Source organism: Limnohabitans sp. DM1 (assembly GCF_001269385.1).
Taxonomy (GTDB): Bacteria; Pseudomonadota; Gammaproteobacteria; order Burkholderiales; family Burkholderiaceae_C; genus Limnohabitans_A.
The window spans coordinates 108,703-131,679 of record NZ_CXOO01000031.1; the positions used below are offsets into that span (position 1 = coordinate 108,703).

The 22,977-nt window shown below is 58.6% G+C and carries 24 protein-coding genes; 6 read left to right on the forward strand and 18 right to left on the reverse strand.

Annotation, left to right across the window (positions count from 1 at the left end):
• Positions 1–14: 14 nt before the first annotated feature.
• The 15 genes from hisG to AMM33_RS12825 form a co-directional block, all read right to left on the reverse strand.
• On the reverse strand, positions 15–656 hold the full coding sequence (gene hisG, locus AMM33_RS12755) for an ATP phosphoribosyltransferase (protein ID WP_090141683.1): 642 nt from the start codon (positions 654–656) through the stop codon (positions 15–17).
• On the reverse strand, positions 653–1,918 hold the full coding sequence (gene murA / locus AMM33_RS12760; protein WP_090141684.1) for a UDP-N-acetylglucosamine 1-carboxyvinyltransferase: 1,266 nt from the start codon (positions 1,916–1,918) through the stop codon (positions 653–655). Before murA ends, hisG begins: the two co-directional genes overlap by 4 nt.
• A 103-nt stretch (positions 1,919–2,021) precedes the next feature.
• Positions 2,022–2,264, reverse strand: a complete 243-nt coding sequence (locus AMM33_RS12765) for a BolA family protein (RefSeq protein ID WP_090141685.1) — start codon at positions 2,262–2,264, stop codon at positions 2,022–2,024.
• Between the two features lie 6 nt (positions 2,265–2,270).
• Complete coding sequence (locus AMM33_RS12770; RefSeq protein WP_090141686.1) at positions 2,271–3,026, reverse strand: ABC transporter permease; 756 nt, start codon at positions 3,024–3,026, stop codon at positions 2,271–2,273.
• The gene (locus tag AMM33_RS12775; RefSeq protein WP_090141687.1) at positions 3,023–3,958 is read right to left on the reverse strand and encodes an ABC transporter ATP-binding protein; all 936 of its coding nucleotides are present in this window, start codon (positions 3,956–3,958) and stop codon (positions 3,023–3,025) included. The genes AMM33_RS12770 and AMM33_RS12775 overlap by 4 nt, the downstream gene beginning before the upstream one ends.
• Before the next feature lie 86 nt (positions 3,959–4,044).
• Positions 4,045–4,326: an STAS domain-containing protein gene (locus AMM33_RS12780; RefSeq protein ID WP_090141688.1), complete on the reverse strand. Its 282-nt coding sequence runs from the start codon at positions 4,324–4,326 to the stop codon at positions 4,045–4,047.
• A gap of 17 nt (positions 4,327–4,343) precedes the next feature.
• Positions 4,344–4,994, reverse strand: coding sequence for an MlaC/ttg2D family ABC transporter substrate-binding protein (locus tag AMM33_RS12785; protein WP_090141689.1), 651 nt, complete (start codon positions 4,992–4,994; stop codon positions 4,344–4,346).
• An 88-nt stretch (positions 4,995–5,082) separates the two neighbouring features.
• Positions 5,083–5,802, reverse strand: a complete 720-nt coding sequence (locus AMM33_RS12790) for an MlaA family lipoprotein (RefSeq protein WP_228768113.1) — start codon at positions 5,800–5,802, stop codon at positions 5,083–5,085.
• A gap of 8 nt (positions 5,803–5,810) precedes the next feature.
• The gene (mlaD, locus tag AMM33_RS12795) at positions 5,811–6,290 is read right to left on the reverse strand and encodes an outer membrane lipid asymmetry maintenance protein MlaD (RefSeq protein ID WP_090141690.1); all 480 of its coding nucleotides are present in this window, start codon (positions 6,288–6,290) and stop codon (positions 5,811–5,813) included.
• A 10-nt stretch (positions 6,291–6,300) separates the two neighbouring features.
• Positions 6,301–7,086, reverse strand: a complete 786-nt coding sequence (mlaE, locus tag AMM33_RS12800; protein ID WP_090141691.1) for a lipid asymmetry maintenance ABC transporter permease subunit MlaE — start codon at positions 7,084–7,086, stop codon at positions 6,301–6,303.
• On the reverse strand, positions 7,083–7,898 hold the full coding sequence (locus AMM33_RS12805; RefSeq protein WP_090141692.1) for an ABC transporter ATP-binding protein: 816 nt from the start codon (positions 7,896–7,898) through the stop codon (positions 7,083–7,085). Before AMM33_RS12805 ends, mlaE begins: the two co-directional genes overlap by 4 nt.
• A 103-nt stretch (positions 7,899–8,001) precedes the next feature.
• Positions 8,002–9,483, reverse strand: a complete 1,482-nt coding sequence (locus AMM33_RS12810) for a glutamate synthase subunit beta (RefSeq protein WP_090141693.1) — start codon at positions 9,481–9,483, stop codon at positions 8,002–8,004.
• A gap of 29 nt (positions 9,484–9,512) precedes the next feature.
• Positions 9,513–14,216, reverse strand: a complete 4,704-nt coding sequence (locus AMM33_RS12815) for a glutamate synthase-related protein (RefSeq protein ID WP_090141694.1) — start codon at positions 14,214–14,216, stop codon at positions 9,513–9,515.
• Positions 14,217–14,348: 132 nt separating this feature from the next.
• Complete coding sequence (locus AMM33_RS12820; protein ID WP_090141695.1) at positions 14,349–15,044, reverse strand: transposase; 696 nt, start codon at positions 15,042–15,044, stop codon at positions 14,349–14,351.
• A gap of 66 nt (positions 15,045–15,110) precedes the next feature.
• The gene (locus AMM33_RS12825; RefSeq protein ID WP_228768114.1) at positions 15,111–15,398 is read right to left on the reverse strand and encodes a helix-turn-helix domain-containing protein; all 288 of its coding nucleotides are present in this window, start codon (positions 15,396–15,398) and stop codon (positions 15,111–15,113) included.
• 88 nt (positions 15,399–15,486) lie between these two features.
• Between AMM33_RS12825 and AMM33_RS12830 the strand changes: the two genes are divergently transcribed.
• The 6 genes from AMM33_RS12830 (at position 15,487) to AMM33_RS12855 (ending at position 20,595) form a co-directional block, all read left to right on the forward strand.
• Entirely contained in the window at positions 15,487–15,846 is a 360-nt protein-coding gene (locus tag AMM33_RS12830; protein WP_090141696.1) for a hypothetical protein, read from the forward strand.
• Complete coding sequence (locus AMM33_RS12835; RefSeq protein WP_090141697.1) at positions 15,837–16,400, forward strand: hypothetical protein; 564 nt, start codon at positions 15,837–15,839, stop codon at positions 16,398–16,400. The genes AMM33_RS12830 and AMM33_RS12835 overlap by 10 nt, the downstream gene beginning before the upstream one ends.
• Before the next feature lie 72 nt (positions 16,401–16,472).
• Positions 16,473–17,825 carry an acyclic terpene utilization AtuA family protein gene (locus AMM33_RS12840; protein WP_090141698.1) on the forward strand — a complete coding sequence of 451 codons (1,353 nt, stop codon included), beginning with the start codon at positions 16,473–16,475 and terminating at the stop codon, positions 17,823–17,825.
• A gap of 1 nt (position 17,826) precedes the next feature.
• On the forward strand, positions 17,827–18,129 hold the full coding sequence (locus tag AMM33_RS12845) for an AtuA-related protein (RefSeq protein ID WP_090141699.1): 303 nt from the start codon (positions 17,827–17,829) through the stop codon (positions 18,127–18,129).
• Between the two features lie 27 nt (positions 18,130–18,156).
• Positions 18,157–19,125, forward strand: coding sequence for a Bug family tripartite tricarboxylate transporter substrate binding protein (locus AMM33_RS12850; protein ID WP_090141700.1), 969 nt, complete (start codon positions 18,157–18,159; stop codon positions 19,123–19,125).
• A 39-nt stretch (positions 19,126–19,164) separates the two neighbouring features.
• Positions 19,165–20,595 carry a tetratricopeptide repeat protein gene (locus AMM33_RS12855; RefSeq protein WP_194945437.1) on the forward strand — a complete coding sequence of 477 codons (1,431 nt, stop codon included), beginning with the start codon at positions 19,165–19,167 and terminating at the stop codon, positions 20,593–20,595.
• A gap of 157 nt (positions 20,596–20,752) precedes the next feature.
• Here the strand turns inward: AMM33_RS12855 and AMM33_RS12860 are convergent, their stop codons facing one another.
• The 3 genes from AMM33_RS12860 to AMM33_RS12870 form a co-directional block, all read right to left on the reverse strand.
• Entirely contained in the window at positions 20,753–21,628 is an 876-nt protein-coding gene (locus AMM33_RS12860) for a class I SAM-dependent methyltransferase (RefSeq protein ID WP_090141702.1), read from the reverse strand.
• Positions 21,625–22,182, reverse strand: a complete 558-nt coding sequence (locus AMM33_RS12865) for a DUF1415 domain-containing protein (protein ID WP_090141703.1) — start codon at positions 22,180–22,182, stop codon at positions 21,625–21,627. The genes AMM33_RS12860 and AMM33_RS12865 overlap by 4 nt, the downstream gene beginning before the upstream one ends.
• A 308-nt stretch (positions 22,183–22,490) precedes the next feature.
• Positions 22,491–22,977: IS30 family transposase (locus AMM33_RS12870; RefSeq protein WP_194945438.1), on the reverse strand; the 487-nt coding region annotated here is incomplete at its 5' end.

Consider the following 22,977-nt stretch of genomic DNA (forward strand, 5'->3'; position numbering starts at 1 on the left):
CGGGTCCATGGGATTCAGTCTTTCTTCACTGCGCCCGCAAAGGCGTCGATGATGGCGCGGATGGGCGCTTGTTTGAGTTTGAGCGCGGCCTGGTTCACGACCAAGCGCGAGCTGATGTCCATGATGCGTTCGACTTCAACCAAGTGGTTGGCCTTGAGCGTGTTGCCGGTCGACACCAAATCCACAATCGCATCGGCCAAGCCCGTGAGTGGAGCCAGCTCCATGCTGCCGTAAAGCTTGATCATGTCGACGTGCACGCCTTTGGTGGCAAAGAAGTCTCGCGCAATCGCGGTGTATTTGGTCGCCACTTTCAGGCGCGAGCCGGTGCGCACCGCGCTTGCGTAGTCGTAGTCAGCGCGCACGGCCACACTCATGCGGCATTTGGCAATGTTCAGGTCCAGCGGCTGGTACAGGCCCTGGCCGCCGTGCTCGATCAGTGTGTCAAGGCCGGTCACGCCCAGATCGGCGCCGCCGTATTCCACATAGGTGGGCACGTCGCTGGCCCGCACCAGCACCACACGCACGTTGGGCTGGTTGGTGGGCAAGATCAGCTTGCGTGATTTTTCGGGGTCTTCGAGCACCTCGATGCCTGCGGCTTTGAGCAGCGGCAGGGTTTCGTCAAAGATGCGTCCTTTGGACAGGGCCAGCGTGATCATTTCACTCTTTCAATGTCGGCCCCCAGGCCGCGCAGTTTCAATTCCATGCGGTCGTAGCCACGGTCCAAGTGGTAAATGCGGTCGACGATGGTTTCGCCTTCGGCCACGAGCCCTGCAATCACCAAGCTCGCCGATGCGCGCAGGTCAGTCGCCATCACTGTGGCACCGGACAGCTTTTCCACGCCCTCGATCACCGACACTTTGCCGTCGATCTGGATGTGCGCACCCAGGCGCACCAGCTCGTTGACGTGCATGAAGCGGTTTTCAAAAATGGTTTCGGTGACCTTGCTCGCGCCCTGCGCAATGCAGTTGAGCGCCATGAATTGCGCCTGCATGTCGGTCGGGAAGCCCGGGTATTCGGTGGTGCGAAAGCTCTGGGCTTTCAGGCGGCCATCGGCCTTGACGCGGATAAAGCCCTCGCCCGCTTCGATGGTGGCACCGGCATCGCGCAGCTTTTCGATCACGACTTCGAGGTGGTCGGCGCGGCCGTGGCGCAGGACCACATCACCGCCCGTGGCGGCTACGGCGCACAAGAAGGTGCCTGCCTCGATGCGGTCGGCCACCACTTGGTGCTCACAACCGTGCAAGCGATTGACACCCTGAATGCGAATGCGGCGTGTGCCGTGGCCTTCGATCTTCGCGCCCATTTTGATCAGCATCTCGGCCAGGTCGGGAATCTCGGGCTCCTGGGCTGCGTTTTCCAGCACCGTCTCCCCTTCGGCCAAGGCCGCGGCCATCATGAAGTTTTCAGTGCCGGTGACGGTGACCATGTCGGTGGTGATGTGCGCACCTTTGAGGCGCGTGCGACCCTCGGGCAAGCTGGCCAGCATGTAGCCGTGTTCCACCGTGATCACCGCGCCCATGGCCTGCAGGCCTTTGATGTGCTGATCTACGGGCCGCGAGCCAATGGCGCAACCACCGGGCAAAGACACTTTGGCATGGCCAAAACGGGCCAGCAAGGGGCCCAAGGCCAGCACCGAAGCGCGCATGGTTTTCACCAACTCATAAGGCGCTTCAGGGTTGTTCAACGCGCCAGCGTCCAGCGTGACGCGGCCGTCTTCATGATGCTCAGCCGTCACGCCCATGTTGCGGATCAGCTTGAGCATGGTCGAGACGTCTTGCAGGCGCGGCACATTGGCCAACGTCACAGGCTCGGGGCTCAACAAGGCTGCGCACAACTCGGGCAGAGCGGCGTTTTTGGCACCCGACACATCGAGCGTGCCTTGCAGGCGGTTGCCGCCGCGAATTTTCAGTTTGTCCATGTCAGATCGGATGCGTTGGAACGAACATTGGTCCGTGCGTTGATGCGTAAAAAGATGCGAGTACGGTACGTCACTGCGCGCTTGAGTCAAGGCGCATACGCACTCAACGCGCTTGAGACGCCCATTCGGCGGGCGTATAGGCTTTCATCGACAAGGCGTGCACCTCGTCTGTGTGCATTTTTTGGCCCAGCGTGGCGTACACACGTTGGTGTCGCGCAATGGAACGCAGACCGGCAAAAGCATCGGAAACAACCACGGCAGTCCAGTGACGGCCATCGCCATCGACTTCGAGGTGAGTGCAGTCCAGTCCTGCGGCAATGATGGCGTGAAGTTGTTCGGCGTTCATGAAAGTTCAGCTCCGGATTTTGTAGCCGGTGCGCAAAAGATAAAGGGTCACACTGCTCACCAATGCCATGGCCGCGCCCACCACCCCCAGACTGATCCAGGGCGAGACATCGCTCTGACCGAAAAAGCCGTAACGGAAACCGTCAATCATGTAGAAGAACGGATTAAGGTGGCTCAAGTGCTGCCAAAATGGCGGCAAGGAGTGTATGGAATAGAACACGCCCGACAAGAACGTCATGGGCATGATGATGAAGTTCTGGAAAGCGGCCATCTGGTCAAACTTTTCGGCCCACAGACCGGCGATCACGCCCAGGGCGCCCATCATCGCAGCCCCCATGAAAGCAAACATCAGAATCCAAAGTGGGTACACGAATTGGATGTTGACCATCCAGCCGGTGATGGCAAATACACCCAGCCCCACCGCCAAACCACGCACCACGGAAGACCCCACGTAAGCCACGAACCAGCTCCAGTGCGACAGCGGTGTGAGCAGCAGGAACACGATGTTGCCCATGATCTTGCTTTGCACAAGACTCGACGAGCTGTTGGCAAAAGCGTTTTGCAACACCCCCATCATGATGAGACCTGGCAATAAAAACGAGGTGTAGGACACCTGGTCATAGACCTTGACATGGTCTTCAAGTACATGGCCGAAGATCAGCATGTAAAGCACCGAGGTCAGCACGGGGGCTGCAATGGTCTGGAAAGCGACTTTCCAGAAACGCAGAACTTCTTTGTAAAGCAGGGTTTGCCAGCCGGTCATGCCAAGACTCCGTGTGCGGGTTGCTTGCGGTTCATGACTTCAAGGAACACATCTTCCAGGTCAGGTTGGCGAATTTCCACGTCTTCGGCCACCAAGCCCGCTGCCCGAATGGTGGCCAAATGGTTTTCAATTTCGAGCGCGTTATGCACCGGCAACTGCACAATGCGGCCCGTCACACGCGCCACAGCGGCCAATGCGGGTGGCAAATTGCCATCCAGCTTCATGCGCAGCACCTGGCTGGTGGCTGACTTGAGCAAATCAGAAGTGCGCTCCAAAGCCACCACTTGCCCGCGCTTGAGCATGGCGATACGACCGCACAGGGCTTCGGCTTCTTCCAGGTAATGGGTGGTCAGCAGCACCGTGTGGCCTTGCTTGTTGAGTTTGGCAATGAATTGCCACAGCGTCTGGCGCAATTCGACGTCCACACCTGCGGTGGGTTCGTCGAGCACGATCACACGGGGTTTGTGGACCAGCGCTTGTGCCACCAAGACACGTCGCTTCATGCCACCGGACAGTTGGCGCATGTTGGCATTGGCCTTGTCGGCCAGGCCCAGGCTGTCCAGCAATTCGTCAATCCAGGCCTCGTTTTTCTTGACCCCAAAATAACCCGACTGGATGCGAAGCGACTCACGCACCGAAAAAAACGGATCAAAAACCAGCTCTTGCGGCACTACACCCAACAATCGACGGGCAGTTGCATAGTCTTTTTGCACATCGTAGCCATGCACCTGTGCAAGGCCCTCGGTGGCACGGGTCAGGCCCGCCAGAATGCTGATCAAGCTGGTTTTGCCTGCGCCATTGGGCCCCAAGAGACCAAAAAACTCACCCTCCTGAACCTCAAATGTCACATCGTCGAGTGCCTTGAACGCAGAAGAACCTGCCTGCTTGGCAGGATAGGTTTTGGAGATGGATTGGAATGAAAGTGCAGACATGTGAGGGCCGTATTTTAAGTCCTGCCCTGCACTGGCGCCGCGCCCAGGAAAAGATCATGCCAAAAAGAGGCGCGACAAGGTCTCAATCAATTCAATTCAAGCAAATCCACCACACCGTACAAGGTGGCCAACTCACGCAAACGCGCGCTCATACCCTGCACGGACAAGGTGCGGCCTAGCGCCAAAACTTCACGGCGAAGGCCCATCAACACAGCCAGGGCCGAGGAATCAAATTCATGCAACGCTGAAGCATCCAGCACAACAGGCGCTGTCGATGCCGACTGCGCCCGCAACTGGGTGACCCACTGCGACAGGCATTCATTGGCTTGAGGATGCATCAAGGTCGCGGGCAGCTTCAAGTCACTCATCGTCAAGCCTTTGCAGATCAGGAATTGCCCGCGTTGGACTTGTTGCGGGCCACCAAACTGGCGATCAGGGCATCAATACCGCCAGCATTGATTTCCTTGGTGAACTGCGTACGGTAGTTCTCAACCAGCCAGACACCCAATACATTCAAATCAAAAATCATCCACCCAGCGCCTACGCCGGGTGTTTTTTCAAGGCGGTAATCGAGCTGGATGGGATCACCCTTGCCACGCACCTCGGTATTGACCACCAGATTGCTGTCTTCTTGCCCTTGGCGCAAGGGCTTGAGGTGAACCACCTGATCACTGACCTGGCTGAGCGCTCCGGAGTATGTACGCACCAGCAAGATCTTGAATTCGTCTTGGAGCTTCTTTTGCTGCTCGGGCGTGGCTCTACGCCAAGCGGGTCCTGTCGCCAGCGCGGTCATGCGCCGGAAATTCACATGCGGCATCAGCTTGCTGTCCACCAACTGCATGATTTTGCCCATATCGCCATTGCGCAAAGCCTTGTCAGCTTTGATGGTGTCCAGGGTTTCATTGGTGATGCGCTTGATGAATGCTTCGGGGGCTTCATCTGCCGCCCATACAGTTCCAGCAGTTGCGCTCAGGCCAGCAGCCACAAAGGTGGCCACAAAGTAACGACGAGAGATTGTGTTCAAAGTATTTTTCATAAGGTGAATATAGAACGCTCAGGCGTTTCAAAAAGTTAACTTGATTCAAGCATTGTGAACAACTGTAACGCGACCGACCTGTTCAGGTTCAAGGCGTTCCTGAATCACCATAGTCAAACCTGGACGGCGGATTGCCGTCATAAATGTCGTTTTCTCGTTTTTGCAAATAAGCGTCGCGCAAAAAACTATAGGGGTCTAGCGCTGCATCTTTGACCACATCCACCGTCTTGATCAAACCTGCACGCGTGTCAATCACGCGCGTTGCGGTCAAAACATTGCGAGTGGCTGTATCGTTGAACTGCTGCACCGCATTGCCCTTCATGTCGATCGGTGTGCCCAAAGCATCACGCAATGTTGAAGGACCCAGCAGCGGCAGCATCACATAAGGGCCCGACTTGACGCCCCAGTACCCGAGTGTCTGACCGAAATCTTCTTTGCGTTTTTCCAAACGCATCTCAGAGGCAACATCCAACACCCCCCCTAGCCCGATGACCGTGTTGACGCTGATGCGCATGAACGTCTCAACGGCAGCTTGCCCCTTCAATTGCAAGGCGCTGTTGGCCATGGACCACACATCTCCCAGGTTACCCAGAAAGTTGTGTATGCCCGTGCGAACAGGGCTTGGCAACACCGCCACATAGGCCTTTGCGACAGGCTTGAGCACAGCCGCGTCCACAGAGTCATTGAAGTTGTATACGCTTCTGTTCATGGATTCCCACGGATCTCGTGCATCCGCACTTTTAACCGTGGCGCAGCCTTGCAAGAACAAGCTGATGACGACAGCCAGAGAAAGTGCCTTTTTTGTCATGCGCAATCTCATGGCTTGGTGCTTTCAGACTTTGACTTTTCAGCCTGGCTGAACAGGAACTGGCTGATCAGGTTTTCCAGAATCACGGCCGACTGGGTCGTTCCGATCTTGCCGCCGGCCACCAGATTTTTTTCATCCGCACCGGGTACGATGTCCAGATACTGCTCACCCAGCAGACCGCTGGTCAGGATTTTCAGCGAACTGTCTTGTGGAAACGTGTTTTGTGACTGCAGACCGAGCGTCACTTTGGCCTGAAAAGACTCGCCATCGAATTCGATTTTCTTGACGCGACCGACCACCACCCCGGCACTTTTGACGGCTGCGCCAGGCTTGAGTCCGCCGATGTTGTCGAACTTGGCGCTGACCTGGTAGTCAGAGCTGAAATTCAAGGTCAGCAAATTGGCCGACTTGAGCGCCAGAAAAAGCACCGCCAGCGCACCCAGCAAAACAAACAAACCCACCCAGATATCATTTTTTGAACGTTGCATGACGTCCTCCTCAAATGCTGAACATCATTGCGGTCAGGATGAAATCCAGACCCAAAACCGACAAAGAAGAAACCACCACACTGCGGGTTGTGGCACTGGCCACACCTTCGGGTGTGGGCTTGGCCACATAACCCTGGAGCAAGGCAATGAATGTCACCGCAATGGCAAACACCACGCTCTTGATGATGCCGTTGCCCACATCCTTGAACACATCGACGCCACCTTGCATCTGGCTCCAAAACGATCCTGCATCCACGCCAATGAGCAGGACACCGACCACATAACCGCCCAAAATACCCACCGCGCTGAACACCGCCGCCAACAAAGGCAAGGCGATGATGCCACCCCAAAAGCGCGGGGCCAAAATGCGCTGAATTGGGTCCACCGCCATCATTTCCAAGGCCGTGAGCTGTTCGCCCGCACGCATCAATCCGATCTCTGCCGTCAGTGAGGCCCCGGCCCTGCCCGCATACAGCAAAGCAGCCACCACCGGGCCCAATTCACGCACCAGGCTCAGCGCCACCAGCAAACCCAAAGCCTCGGCAGAGCCATAACGCTGCAAGGTGTAGTAACCCTGCAAGCCGAGCACAAAGCCCACGAACAGGCCCGACACCGTGATGATGGCCAGCGAATAATTGCCCAAAAAATGCACCTGGTCGCGTACCAGACCAAAACGCCGCAGCGTAGCACCCGACATCTTCAGCAGCTTGAAAAACAACCGTGCCCCATAGCCCCAATCGGCCAAGGCCTGACGGGTGGCCGCACCCAAGGCGGCCAGCATGTTCAACACGTTCATGCGGCGCTCCTGTCGTAGTCCTGCGCTGCGCTGGGTGCGGGGTAGTGAAAGGGCACCGGGCCATCGCTCAAGGCATGCACAAACTGATGAATCAAAGGGTCGGTGCTCACTCGCAACTCGGCCGGAGTGCCCTGCGCCGCCACATCGCCGTTGGCCAAAATCACGACATGGTCGGCAATCTCGAAAGTTTCCGTCACATCGTGGGAGACGACCACGCTGGTGATGCCCAGGCTGTCGTTCAGACGGCGGATCAAGCGTGCGGCCGTGCCCAATGAAATGGGATCCAGTCCCGCAAAGGGTTCGTCGTACATGATCAGATCCGGGTCCAGCGCAATGGCCCGCGCCAGCGCCACACGGCGGCTCATGCCCCCGGAAATCTCGGACGGCTTGAGGTCACGCGCACCGCGAAGGCCCACCGCATCCAGCTTCATGAGCACGATGTCCCGGATCAGGTCCTCGGACAATGCTGTGTGCTCGCGCAGCGGAAACGCCACGTTGTCGAACACGCTCATGTCGGTGAACAGTGCACCAAACTGAAACAGCATGCCCATACGTCGGCGAGCCGCATACAAATCGGCTTGATGCATGCGGGTGATGTCGGCACCATCGAACAAGACTTGGCCTTGAGTGGCCCGAATTTGTCCGCCAATCAGACGCAGAACCGTGGTTTTGCCCCCTCCGGAAACACCCATCAAGGCCGTGACTTTTCCACGCGGCACATTGAAGCTCAGGTTCTTCAAAATGACACGGTCCCCATAGCCAAAGCTCAGGTCACGGATTTCAACAAGGGGGGGAGGGTTCGATTTATTCATGAAAAACAAAAGCCGGAAAAACCGGCTCTTGTGATATTAATCTCCCAAGGTTAACAAGCTGTAAACCTTGGTTTCAGGGATTGTACCTAGAAGCAAATCCCCCTCAGCGAGGCAAGTCGCTTTTCCCCATCAGGAATTCGTCGACCGCGCGTGCGGCTTGACGGCCTTCGCGGATGGCCCACACCACCAGAGATTGCCCCCGGCGCATGTCGCCGGCAGCAAACACTTTGTTCACATTGGTGGCATAGCCGCCTGTGAAGTCGGTACTGGCCTTGGCGTTGCCACGGGCATCCTTGTCGATGCCAAAGGCGTCGAGCACGGTGGCGACCGGGTTGGTAAAGCCCATGGCCAACAACACCAGATCGGCTTTGTATTCCTTCTCGGTGCCAGGAATTTCAACCATCTTGCCGTCCTTGAACTCGACGTGCACGGTTTTGAGACCGGTGACTTTGCCCTTTTCGCCCATAAACTCCTTGGTGGAGATGGCGAACTCGCGCTTGAGCAGACCTTTTTCCGCGCTCTCGTCGTGGCTGGAGCTGGTGCGCAGCTTCATGGGCCAGTAAGGCCAGACCATCGCTTTGTTTTCTTTTTCGGGCGGCTCGGGCATCACCTCGAACTGGGTGACGCTCACGGCGCCGTGGCGTGTGCTGGTGCCCACGCAGTCGCTGCCGGTGTCGCCGCCACCGATCACGATGACGTTTTTGCCGTCAGCGCGCAATTGGCCTTTGAGCTTGTCGCCCGCGTTGACCTTGTTTTGCTGGGGCAGGAATTCCATGGCGAAATGGATGCCGTCCAGGTCGCGGCCCGGCACGGGCAGGTCACGCGACTGCTCGGAGCCGCCTGTGAGCAGCACGGCGTCAAAGTCCTTCTTGAGCTGCTCGGCGCTGATGGTTTCCTTGGCCCAGTTGGTGACCTTGGAATCCTTGGGCCACTCGCCCACCAGCACGCTGGTGCGGATCTTCACGCCTTCGGCTTCGAGCTGCTGGACGCGGCGGTCGATGTGCGTCTTTTCCATCTTGAAGTCGGGGATGCCATAACGCAGCAAACCACCCACGCGGTCGTTCTTTTCGAACAAGGTCACGTCGTGGCCTGCACGCGCCAGCTGCTGGGCTGCGGCCAGACCTGCGGGGCCTGCGCCGATTACAGCCACAGTCTTGCCGGTCTTGACCTTGGCAGGGCGGGGCGTGACCCAGCCTTCGGCCCAGGCGCGGTCGATGATGGCGTGCTCAATCGACTTGATGCCCACCGCATCGTCGTTGAAGTTGACCACGCAGGCTGCTTCGCAAGGTGCGGGGCAGATGCGACCAGTGAACTCGGGGAAGTTGTTGGTGCTGTGCAGCACCTCGATCGCGTTCTTCCAGTCACCCTGGTACACCAGGTCGTTGAAGTCCGGGATGATGTTGTTGACCGGGCAGCCGTTGTTGCAAAACGGTGTACCGCAGTCCATGCAACGGGCCGCTTGCGTTTTGGACTGCTCGGGTGTCAAGCCGATCACGAACTCGCCGTAGTTCTTCAAGCGCTCGGCAACGGGTTTGTAGCCTTCTTCGATGCGCTCAAATTCCATGAAACCTGTGATTTTTCCCATGATGTTTCCTTCGATTCTTGACGTGGGGCTCAGGCGGCAACAGGCTTGGCGGCCTTGGCCGCATTCGCCGCTTTGCGTGCGTTGATCTCGCCCAAGGCGCGCTTGTATTCGTTCGGGAACACCTTCACGAACTTGGCGCGTGCCGTGGCCCAGTTGTCCAGCAACTCGCGGGCGCGCTGGCTGCCGGTCCACTTGTGGTGCTCTTCCAGCAGTTTCTTGAGTTGTGCTTCGTCAGCCTGATCGCGGTGCCAGACCTTGCGGTCCACTTGCGCTTCCTGCTCGGCCACTGTCAGCACTTTTTCCATGCTGACCATGGCGGTGTTGCAGCGTGAAGCGAACTCTCCGTCTTCGTCATACACATAAGCGATACCGCCGCTCATGCCTGCGCCGAAGTTGCGGCCGGTCTTGCCCAGCACCGCAACAGTGCCGCCGGTCATGTATTCGCAACCGTGGTCGCCTGTGCCTTCGACCACGGCGGTGGCGCCTGACAGGCGCACTGCAAAGCGCTCACCGGCCACGCCAGCAAAGAAGGCTTCACCCGTGGTTGCACCGTACATGACGGTGTTGCCCACGATGATGTTTTGCGAGGCCACGCCACGGAACTCCAGGCTCGGGCGCACCACGATGCGACCACCGGACAAACCTTTGCCGGTGTAGTCGTTGGCTTCGCCGATCAGGTACAGCGTGATGCCCTTGGCCAGAAATGCACCGAAAGACTGACCGCCTGTACCTTCCAATTGAATACGCAGGGTGTCGTCAGGCAAACCTTCGGGGTGCACCTTGGTCACCGCGCCAGACAACATGGCACCGACCGAGCGGTTCACGTTGCGGGCAACTTCCATGAACTGCACTTTTTCGCCCTTGTCGATGGCGGCGCGGCTCTTGGCGATCAGCACGTTGTCCAGGGCTTTTTCCAAACCGTGGTCTTGGATGTCCACATGGCGCACAGCCACGGTGGAGGCCACTTGCGGCACAGCCAACAAGCGACCAAAGTCCAGGCCCTTGGCTTTCCAGTGTTCCACACCGCTCTTCATGTCGAGCAGGTCGGCGCGGCCCACCAAGTCGTCAAATTTGGCGATACCCAACTGGGCCATGATCTGGCGCACTTCTTCAGCGATGAAGAAGAAGTAGTTCACGACGTGCTCAGGCTTGCCGGTGAACTTGGCGCGCAAAGTCGGGTCTTGCGTGGCCACACCCACAGGGCAGGTGTTCAGGTGGCACTTGCGCATCATTATGCAGCCCTCGACCACCAGCGGGGCGGTGGCAAAGCCGAACTCGTCCGCGCCGAGCAATGCGCCAATCGCCACGTCACGGCCGGTCTTCATCTGGCCGTCGGCCTGCACACGGATGCGACCACGCAGGCCGTTGAGCACCAGGGTCTGCTGGGTTTCGGCCAGACCGATTTCCCAAGGTGAGCCGGCATGCTTGACCGACGACCAGGGCGATGCGCCCGTGCCGCCGTCGTGACCAGCGATCACGACGTGATCGGCCTTGCACTTGGCCACACCGGCAGCAATGGTGCCGACGCCGATTTCGGACACGAGCTTGACGCTGATGTCGCTGTGGGGGGCCACGTTCTTCAGGTCGTGGATCAGCTGGGCCAAGTCCTCGATGGAGTAAATGTCGTGGTGCGGTGGTGGCGAAATCAGGCCGACACCGGGCACCGAGTGGCGCAGCTTGCCGATGTAGTCGGACACTTTGCCGCCAGGCAACTGACCACCTTCACCGGGCTTGGCGCCCTGGGCCATTTTGATCTGGATCTGGTCGGCGCTCGACAGGTATTCGGCGGTCACACCAAAACGGCCAGAAGCCACTTGCTTGATCTTGGAGCGCAGGCTGTCACCGGCGGCCAAAGGCATGTCGACTTCGACGTTCTCTTCGCCGATCACGCTCTTCAAGGAATCGCCCAACTTGATCGGGATGCCCTTGAGTTCGTTGCGGTAACGGTTGGCGTCTTCACCGCCCTCGCCCGTGTTGCTCTTGCCGCCGATGCGGTTCATGGCCACGGCCAAGGTGGCGTGCGCCTCGGTGGAGATCGAACCCAGCGACATCGCGCCAGTGGCAAAACGCTTGACGATCTCGGCCGCAGGCTCGACCTGCTCCAGCGGGATGGCTTTGGATGGGTCAATCTTGAACTCAAACAAACCGCGCAGCGTCATGTGGCGCTTGCTTTGGTCGTTGATGATTTGGGCGTATTCCTTGTAGGTACTGAAGTTGTTGGCACGGGTGGAGTGCTGCAACTTGGCAATCGCGTCGGGCGTCCACATGTGCTCTTCACCACGGGCTCGCCAGGCGTATTCGCCGCCAGCGTCCAGCATGGTGGCCAGCAGTGGGTCGTCACCAAAGGCGGCGGTGTGCATGCGGAAGGCTTCTTCGGCGATCTCGAACACGCCAATGCCGCCCACGCGGCTGGAGGTGCCGGTGAAGTACTTGTTGATGGTTTCGGTGTTGATGCCGATGGCTTCGAACAACTGAGCACCGCAGTACGACATGTAGGTGCTCACGCCCATCTTGGACATGATCTTGGACAGACCCTTGCCAATCGCCTTGACGTAGTTGTAGATGGCTTTCTCGGCCGACAGGTCGCCGGGCAGCTCTTTGTGCAGCGCAGCCAGGGTTTCCATCGCCAGGTAGGGGTGCACGGCTTCTGCGCCGTAACCAGCCAACACCGCAAAGTGGTGCACTTCGCGGGCGGTGCCGGTCTCGACCACCAAGCCAGCGGTGGTGCGCAAGCCCTCGGTCACCAGGTGCTGGTGGATGGCCGACAGAGCCAGCAGTGCGGGCACGGCCACTTGGGTGGCGTTCACGCCACGGTCGCTGATGATCAGGATATTGTGGCCGCCCTTGATGGCATCCACCGCTTCGGCGCACAGCGATGCCAGCTTGGCTTCCACGCCTTCGCGGCCCCACAGCGCGGGGTAAGTGATGTCGAGCGTGGCGCTCTTGAACTTGCCTTTGGTGGCTTGCTCGATGTTGCGCAGCTTGGCCATGTCGTCAAAGTCCAGAATCGGCTGGCTCACTTCGAGGCGCATGGGCGGGTTGACCTGGTTGATGTCCAGCAGGTTCGGCTTGGGGCCGATGAAGGACACCAGCGACATCACGATCGCTTCGCGGATCGGGTCAATCGGGGGGTTGGTCACTTGCGCAAACAACTGCTTGAAGTAGTTGTACAGCGGCTTGTTCTTGTCAGACAGCACGGCCAGCGGGCTGTCGTTGCCCATGGAGCCAATGGCTTCTTCACCAGCCGAGGCCATGGGGGCCAACAAGAACTTGATGTCTTCTTGTGTGGTGCCAAAGGCTTGTTGCAGGTCGAGCAAAGGCACGTCGGAGGCGGCTGCTTGCACGGGGGCTGCGGCCACGTCGTCCAGCTTGACACGCAAGTTTTCGATCCACTGCTTGTAGGGCTTGGCGCTGGCCAAACCGGCTTTCAACTCTTCGTCGTTGATCATGCGGCCTTGTTCCAGATCGATCAGGAACATCTTGCCGGGTTGCAGACGCCACTTGCGCACGATCTTGCTTTCGGGAATCGGCAGCACGCCGGTTTCCGAACCCATGATGACCATGTCGTCGTCGGTGATGATGTAACGCGAGGGGCGCAGGCCGTTGCGGTCCAGCGTGGCGCCGATCTGGCGGCCGTCGGTGAACACGATCGAAGCGGGGCCGTCCCATGGCTCGAGCATGGCAGCGTGGTACTCGTAGAAGGCCTTGCGGCGCTCGTCCATGGTGGTGTGCTGCTCCCAAGGCTCGGGGATCATCATCATCACCGCCTGGCTGATGGGGTAACCCGCCATCGTCAGCAGTTCGAGGCAGTTGTCAAAGGTCGCAGTGTCGGACTGACCGGCGAAGCTGATGGGGTAGAGCTTTTGCAGGTCATTGGCGAGCACGGGCGAAGACATCACGCCTTCGCGGGCCTTCATCCAGTTGTAGTTGCCCTTGACGGTGTTGATCTCGCCGTTGTGCGCCACATAGCGGTAGGGGTGAGCCAATGGCCACTCGGGGAAGGTGTTGGTGGAGAAACGCTGGTGCACCAGGCCCAAAGCCGAGACGCAGCGCTCGTCTTGCAGGTCCAGGTAATAGGTGCCCACTTGGTCGGCCAGCAGCAAGCCCTTGTAGACCGCCGTGCGGCTGGACATGCTGGGGATGTAGTACTCGTTGCTGTGCGTCAGGCGCAGGTTCTGGATGGCGGCGCTGGCGGTCTTGCGGATCACGTACAGCTTGCGCTCCAAAGCGTCTTGCACGATCACGTCAGCACCACGTCCGATGAAGATCTGGCGCATGACCGGCTCTTTTTGGCGCACGGTGGGCGACATGGGCATGTCGCGATTCACGGGCACATCGCGCCAGCCCAGCACGATCTGGCCTTCGGCCTTGACGGCACGCTCGAGCTCTTGCTCGCAAGCCATGCGCGAAGCATGCTCTTTGGGCAAGAACACCATGCCCACGCCGTATTCGCCGAAGGGCGGCAAGGCCACGCCTTGTTTGGCCATCTCGTCGCGATACAGCGCATCGGGCAACTGGATCAGGATACCGGCACCGTCGCCCATGAGCGCGTCCGCACCGACCGCACCCCGGTGGTCCAGGTTTTCCAGAATCTTCAGCGCCTGCGTCACGATGGCGTGGGTCTTTTGACCTTTGATGTGGGCCACAAAGCCGACACCACAAGCATCGTGCTCGTTGGCGGGGTCATACAGACCGGTCGATTGGAAATGTTCTTTTGCACTGGCCGAAGTCATGGGCGCTCCTAAGGGTTTTCACGCAGACCGGAGAGTGTAGTGCACTGCAGCATCCATGCCAAATTTTTTAATTGGGGTCAGATCCCAATTAATTTGGCTTTTGAGTTGGCTTTGAATTAATCGGGGACAGATTCAATCGAGGGTCTTTTTGGCAGGTCGACCCGCCTTGCCCGGCACCAAGCGCCGCTGTGTGGTTTGCTGCAAACCACTGACAAAATGGGCCGACCCCAGCGCCCAGCCCGACAAGGCACTTTGCGTGAGCTGGTCCTTTTCCCGCAGCGCCAGGCCCGTCTGCACCAACTCGGCATAAGCCGCCTCACGGGCAAAAGGGGTGTTGCCCAAGCCCCAAAACAGGGCATGGGGCGTCACCAACTTGTCGCTCAACTGACCAATACAGTGCCTGTGGCTGGACCATTTGAAGTCGGCGGCTTGCCCCACCATGCCCGCCCGCACCGGGTTCAGGTCGATGTAGACCATGCAGGCCAAAAGATAGCGCTCACTCTCAATGAGGTTGCTGCGGTAGCGGCCTTCCCACAAAGTGCCGGTGCGCTGGTGCCGCAAATTGAAATAGCGCACATAAGCCCGCCCCACCGCCTGCATCATCTGCGGCAGGCCCTCGTCGGTTTCTGGGGTGAGCAGCAAATGGAAGTGGTTGTCCATGATCACATACGCATGGATGGCCACCTTGAAAGTTTGCGCATGCTCTTGCCACAGCGCCAGCAATCGCTCGCGGTCCGCGTCGTCGCGAACGATGGCCTGGCGGTCATTGCCGCGCTGGATGACGTGGTGCGGGTAAGCGGCAACGGTGAGGCGGGGCTGGCGGGCCATGGTTCAAGACTCCCTGTGACAAGGCGGCAGTTTAATTGGGATCTGACCCCAATTAAACTGTGCTCCTCAAATCCGACCTCTTGAAATAGGCTGACTGGAACGCGTGCGCCTAGGCACTTTATTGATCGTTGGTGGCTCCAGCAAGCTGCTAGGCGTTTCTTCCACCGCTCTGGCCAATTGATGTATCACCGTCAACGTCGGGTTTGCACTACCCGTCTCGATCCGGCTGAGATAAGTTCTAAACAGTTCGGCTTTTTCTGCAAGGTCTTCTTGCGTCATGCCTTTGGCGTCTCTCAACTCTTTAAGGCGCAAACCAAACTGGCGTTGGATAAGGTTGTTTTGGTCGTTTTTCACGACAACCTTTATCAATTTTGTGCTTTAATTCATACACACACTAATTCACACATTAGCCACAAACTAACTTTTTGAACGGAAAAAAACAATGAACCTCGAACCCAAACGCATAGGCACAATTTTGATCGCCCTAGCTTTTTTAAGTGGGTGCGCAACTGCAGGCAAAGATGTGACGGCAACCTACGTCTCACCAACCCAGTACTCGAATTACGACTGCGATCAAATTCGTTCGGAAATGGGGCGCTTGGGTGGTCGAGTAAATGAATTGACGGGTCGTCTAGATCAAGCCGCAACCAATGACAAAGCCATCTTAGTTGGCGGCGGGCTACTCTTTTGGCCCGCACTTTTCGCTCTTGGTGGCACAAAGCAGCAAGAAGCAGAGTTAGGCAGACTCAAAGGTGAATTTGAAGCCCTTCAATCTGCCGCAACCCAGAAAAAATGCAGCTGACTCAACCCATGATTCGGTTTACCTCAACATTGAAATTGACTTCCCTGCTGCTCATGGCAGGGTTGCTGGTGGCATGCGCTGGTCCCGCTCGTATTGAGCAGATGGCCGTTCATGACAAGTTATCGAAACCCGTTTCTGAAGAACTGAAGGGGTCAATAGGGCGCGTTGAAGTAACCGGCGGCATGGAAACCAACCCATTGTGGGCATCAAAGGTATCAAGCGATGCATTCCAACGTGCGCTTGAAGAATCACTAAAAGCGAATGGCTTTTTCAACCCTCATTTCTCCAGCAGCCAATACGAATTGACTGCAGACTTGCTCGGGCTTGATCAACCCGCTTTCGGTCTGGATTTCACCGTCAGATCAAATGTTCGTTATTCCTTGATCAACAAAAAGACAAGGAAAGTAGCCCTGACTAAAGTCATCTCCTCAAATCACACCACAAAGTTTTCAGAGGCCTTTGCCGCAGCACAGCGGATGCAATTGGCAAATGAAGGTGCAATTAAAGCCAACATCTTTCAATTAATTCAAGAACTTGATCAATTCAAACCTTGATTCTTGACTGGCCAGATCTCAATAAAAGCCAAGGAGACAAAAAGTAGGGGTTGTTTTGCTTATGCTTAAGGCATGAAGACAACTATCCGAATTGGCGCAGGCGCAGGTTATGCGGGTGACCGCATCCCGCCCGCACTTGAACTGGCAGAAAAAGGCCAACTGGACTATCTCGTATTCGAGTGCCTGGCCGAGCGCACGATTGCCTTGGCACAACTGGAGCGATCCAAAGACCCGGATGCAGGCTTTGACCTGATGCTGGCAGCCCGCATGCGCGCCGTGCTGCCCGCCTGCCTGGCCCAAGGCACCCGCATCATCAGCAACATGGGCGCGGCCAACCCGCTGCAGGCCGGGCACGCGGTGCTGGCCGTGGCCCGGGAATTGGGCTTGCCGCAGCTCAAAGTGGCGGTCGTGCTGGGCGACGATGTGCTGGCCACCCTGACCCAAACCGGCTTGGCGCTGCCCGTGCTGGAGAGCACGCAAACCCTGGTCGACTTGCAAGCCCAACTGATTTCGGCCAATGCCTATTTAGGGGCCGAAGCCTTGCTGCCCGCGCTGCTCACCGATGCCCAAGTCATCATCACCGGCCGCGTGGCCGATCCAGCCCTGTTTTTGGCACCCTTGATGCACCACTTTGGCTGGGCACCCGACGACTGGCAAAGCCTGGGCAAAGGCGTGCTGGTCGGGCATTTGCTGGAATGCGCGGCGCAGATCACGGGCGGCTACTTTGCCGACCCGGGCTACAAGGACGTGCCCCACATGGCCCGACTGGGCTTTCCACTGGCCGAAGTCAGCACCTCGGGTGATGCGGTCATCACCAAAGTGGCGGGTTCTGGCGGTTGCGTCACAGTGGCCACCTGCACCGAGCAACTGCTCTACGAAATCGAGAACCCCGCGCGCTACCTGCAGCCCGATGTGGTGGCCGATTTTTCTCAGGTACAACTGACGCAGCTGGGAACGGACCGCGTTCAGGTGACCGGTGGCAACGGCCATCCGCGCACCGACACGCTCAAGGTCACGCTGGGTTACCGCGACGGCTTCATTGGTGAAGGGCAAATCAGCTACGCCGGGCCGGGTGCGCAGGCGCGGGGGCAACTCGCGCTGGAGCTGGTGCGACAACGGCTGGCCGATTCCGGATATGGCGAGTTCGAAGGCCGTTACGACCTGATCGGCGTGAACGCGATCTTCGGGGCCTCCAGCCAAGCACCGTCAGAGCCCGCCGAAGTGCGCGCCCGCGTGGCCCTTCGCGTGCCCACCCAACAACACGCCCAGCATGTGGCGCACGAAGTCGAAGCGCTTTACACCAACGGCCCGGCCGGTGGCGGTGGTGCCACACGCGCAGTGCGCGAAGTGATTGCCGCCGCCGCCGTGCTCATGCCGCGCAGCGCCGTACACACCACCACCGTGCTGCTCTCACAGGACCACTGACATGCTGCTGCGCGACATCGCCCACACCCGCACCGGCGACAAAGGCAACCGGTCCACCTTGTCGGTCATCGCCTACGACAAAAAGGACTTTGCCCTGCTGGAACACCACCTGAGCGCCGAACGCGTACAAGCCCACTTTGCAGGCACCGTGCACGGCCCGGTAGAACGCTACGCGCTGCCCCAACTGGGCGCCCTCAACTTTGTCATGCACAACGCGCTGGGCGGCGGCGTGACTCGCTCGCTGGCTCTGGATGCCCACGGGAAATGCCTAAGTGCGCACCTGCTCACCCTTGTGATTGAATAAAACTTGCAACTTGAACCCGGAGAACCCATGAAAACCACTCACTTCGTTGGCTTGTTGAGCTTTGCGCTTGCATTGACCGCCCCCACGCTGCATGCGCAGACTTACCCCAACAAGCCGATCAAGGCCGTCGTGCCCTTTGCGGCGGGCAGCGCCACTGACCAGATTGGCCGCGCCTTTGCCCAAAAAATGTCTGAATCCCTGGGCCAGCCCATCGTGGTGGAAAACAAGGCCGGTGTGAACGGCATGCTCGGCGCTGACCTGGTGGCTAAATCGGCACCCGATGGCTACACCCTGCTGGTCGGCACCAACAGCACCAATGCGGCACTCAAAAGCCTGATGAAAAAACTGCCTTACGACCAGGACACGGCCTTCGCGCCCATTGCTTACCTCGGCTCAGTGCCGCTGGTCGTGGCCGTCAACAACGACGTGCCCGTTAAAAACCTCAAAGAACTGGTGGCCTTGGCCAAGAGCAAACCCAACCAGCTGACCTACGCCAGCGCCAGCACATCTCAGCGCGTGTCCACCGAAGTGCTCTCCCACATGGCGGGCATCGAGATGACCTATGTGCCCTACAAAAGCGGTCCGGCTGCCATGACGGACCTCATCGGCGGCCAAGTCAACCTCTTCACGGCCGACTTTGCGGTGATGCTGCCCCAGATCAAGGCCGGCAAAATCCGTGGCCTGGCGGTCACATCCACCCAGCGCTCCAAAGCCATTCCCGAATTGCCCACAGTCAATGAGGCACTGGGCTTCAAGGACTATGAGCTGATCGCCTACTTCGCCATGTTTGCGCCTGCAGGCACACCGCCAGACGTGATCGCCAAACTCAACAAAGCCGCCAACGCCGCAGCCAATGACAAGGATGTGCAAGAACGCTTTGCAGCCTTGGGTTTTGAAACCGCCCCGGCCTCGCCAGAGGCCCTGGCGCAGCGCTCAAAGGCGGAAACCGCCAAGTGGGCCAAGGCCATCCGCGACGCAAAAATCGAGGCGGAATAAACGCCGAGGGCGCGAAGCCGCAGCGGCTCACTGCAGCCCATGCGCCCAAGGCACACACCCGCCAGTGAAGACGCTCAGCCCCAAACACCCTTGCTCATGGCGGTTCATTTCCCCGAAGACTTGGCCCACTTGGTCAAGCAAGTCGAGTCCCAGGTGTATGCCGCCCCCCAAGGCGCCATCGCAGCGGCGCGCGAATTGCTCAAGCGGGTTAACAGCGACGAGCACCTGGCCTATGTGTATGAGCAGCTGGGTTTTGCGCACCTGATCCTGGCCGAACACCGCCTGTCTTGCGTGTTCTACGAACAGGCCCAGGCCTTGCAGCCGCGCAATATGTACGTGCTGGCCAATCTGGCGCATGCACTTTACGAGCTGTGCGAACACCCGCGCGCCGTGGACATGGGGCGCGCAGCCCTGCATATCAAGGACGAAGAGGCCTGCCAAAGCCTGCCCCCGCGCAGCTTTAGCAACTTGCAAGCGCCCTATCACGGCCCCCTGAATCTCGTGTCTTTCAGCCTTTACGGCCAGCTGCCTCGCTATTGCGAAATGGCCGTGCTCAATGTGCTGGCCGCACGCGTGCATTTGCCCGATTTTGTCTGCCGTTTTTATCTGGACGACACGGTGCCCCCCGCTCTGGTGCAGCGACTGCGCAGCCTGGGCGCACAGTGCATACCCATGCACGCCCAAGGCCTGCAACTGCCCGCCACGTTTTGGCGTTTTTTAGCCATGGACGATGCACAGGCCGATTGCGTTCTGGTGCGCGATGTGGACGCCCTCATCGATGCCCGTGAAGCGCAGGCCGTGCAGCAATGGCGCCAATCGGGTCAGGCGTTTCACATCATTCGCGACGACTGCTGCCACACCGAACTCATCCTGGCGGGGCTGCTGGGCATCCGCTCAGGCGTGCTGCGCGGCATCGCCCAAAGCATCGATGACTTTGTGAAGGCTCAAGGCGACGCCGCCTGGCGTCGCTACGCCGACCAACTGTTTTTGCGCCAGCACGTCTGGCCCGCCGTGCGCGACCACCATCTGGCCCACGATCGGATCTATGGCTTCGGTGATCGCTTGCAGCATCTGACCCCAATCGCCCACCCGAGCGAACGCCCCCTCAATGCCTTCATCGGCGCCAACCACGCCACCTGCCGGGTTCAGTGCGAACTGGAACAAGCTTTAGCCCCCGGAGAATGCCTGTACCTGACCCTGAGTGACGCCACCGGCGCCCTGGTTTGCCGCTACCCCATGCATCGCCTGAGTGCGCCCACTCCACAGCCAGACCACCGATCAGCCTGGGACATACACCTGCCCCGTATCTATGCAGAACCCCTGCAAAGCGGCCGTTGGACACAGAACTTTTCAGTCATGTCCGAGGGGCTGTACAGCGTGGGCGCGGGCAGCATTGAGGCGCAGGTGCTGGGGATGGGGCTTGATGCATGCATCAGCAACAGCTCCAGATCACTTCATCCGATACCATGAGTTTTGATTTTTGACACCGAAGGCTCTTCTACTTGCTAAGGTTTTGTAGGAGCTTGCCCTGCAAGCGAAAAGCCCGTGGCCCACAAGCGTCATATCGCCAGTAGGGCTGGCTCCTACCATGTGCAGCTTTTTGATCACAGAACAGATGAGCGCGGCCTCACGCCTGGGCGATAACTTCTACCAACGGATACCGCTCCCCCATCAACCCCTCCACCCCAAACTCTTGCAGCAGCGCCAGCAGGCGCTCGCCGGATGCGCGTTTTTTCTGGCCGGTGTACTTGGCCAGTATCAGCTCATTTTTCATGCTGTGCTCCCAGCCCACCAGCTCGGTCACCGTGACCTGGTAGCCCTGTGACTCCAGATATAGGCAGCGCAGCACATTGGTCAGTTGGCTGCCTACTTCGCGGGTGTGCAGGGGGTGACGCCACAGCTCGGCCAAAGGCGTGCGCTGCAAATTCAGCGCCTTGTTTTGGTTGAGCGCTCGGGCCAGTTCGGCCTGACAACAGGGCACCAGCACCATGAAGCGGGCTTTCTTTTGCAGGCCAAAAGCGATGGCGTCGTCGGTGGCCGTGTCGCAGGCGTGCAAGGCCGTGACCACGTCGATCTGATCAGGCAGTTCATCGCTTTGCGTGGATTCGGCCACGCTCACGTTCAGAAAACGCATGCGCTCAAAACCCAGCCGCTGGGCCAAAGCCTTGGACGACTCCACCAGCTCGCTGCGGGTTTCGATGCCGTAAATCGTGCCTTGACCCAGCGCCTTGAAAAACAGGTCGTAAATGATGAAGCCCAGATACGACTTGCCTGCGCCGTGGTCGGCCAGCGTGGGGCCGCTGTCGCTGGCTGGCAACTCCAAAAGCAGCTTTTCGATGAACTGGAACAGGTGGTAGACCTGCTTGAGCTTGCGACGCGAGTCCTGGTTGAGCTTGCCTTCGCGGGTCAGGATGTGGAGTTGTTTGAGCAGCTCCACCGATTGGCCGGGGCGCACTTCGGGCGGCAAGGCCTGGCTGTCAACGGCGGGGGTTTTTTTCTTCATGGCGTGGGTCCCACATCCAGTTTTGTCCAGCCATCCAAGCCCAGCTTTTCCATCGTCGCCATATTGGTCTCGTAAATCATTTCGGCTTCAGGAAAAGCTTCCACCGCCCGGTCAATGCTGGCTTCTCGGATCAGGTGCAGCGTCGGGTAAGGCGAGCGGTTGGTGAAGTTGGTGATGTCATCGGGCTCGGTGTCCGCAAACTGAAAGTCGGGGTGAAAGCTTGCGATCTGGAATTCGCCTTCCAGGTCGAGCTCCTGCAACACGCCATCGGCCTCGTCCAGAAAGTCGTTGAAATCCAAAAAATCGCGCAGCATGTGCGGCACGATCAGCAACACGGTCTCGCGCTCCTCGGCAGGCATGGCGGCCAGGGCCTGCAATTGCTCAATCAACTCATCGCGCAGGCCCTCCAGGCCCTTGGCTTCGCTGACGGCGTAATGGATTTGGCCCTTCACATGCGGGGCTTTGGCAAAGGGGCACAGGTTGAGGCCAATCACGGCGCGCTCCAGCCAGCGCACGGTGTCTTTGATAGGGATGTCGTTGGAGGTGTCGGTCATGTCCGGATTGTGCCCGTGACTGAACGACATCCGCCATCCTGACGCCACAGTTATCCCTACGCCAGCACAGCCCCCTCCCCCACACAATGCCCACCACCGAGAGCACGCGCTCGCACAAACTACTACGTACACCACGTCCAAAAACCAGCCATTGCCTCAATACATGTCAAACGTGAGTACCACCAATCAGGGCCCTAGCACCCTGTACAAGTGCCGCATTTCCGCCTATGAGTCTGACCAAGAACCCTTCGTCTGAGCTCACTAAAAATTTCAATTTTTTTCAATAGAATGATTTTTAGTTGGCGGATTCAAGTACGAGGTGCAACACGGTTTAACGAGGCGTGAAACACCTCGTGGGGTGTCTTGAATCCCAGCCGCTTTCTGGGGCGGTGATTCAATCTGTTTTCAATCATAGTCAACTCCTCATCGGTGACAGTTTCCATGCGCCGCTTCTTGGGAATGTATTGGCGCAGCAAACCATTGAAGTTCTCGTTGCTGCCGCGCTGCCAACTGCAATACGGATCGGCAAAGTAGGTCTGGATGCCAAGGGTCTGATCGATGGCCTGGTGATCCGCAAACTCCTTGCCGTTGTCCACCGTCAAAGTCTTCACCCGTGAGATCAGGGGCTTGAGTTTGGCTTCAATGGCCCGACCCACCAAATCAGCAGACTTGTTGGGCACTTTGGCCAGCACAGCAAAGCCACTCTTGCGTTCTACCAGTGTCACGATGGCTTGTTTGTGAGCCGCGCCAATGACGGTATCTCCCTCCCACTGCCCAACTTGCCTCCGCTCTTCA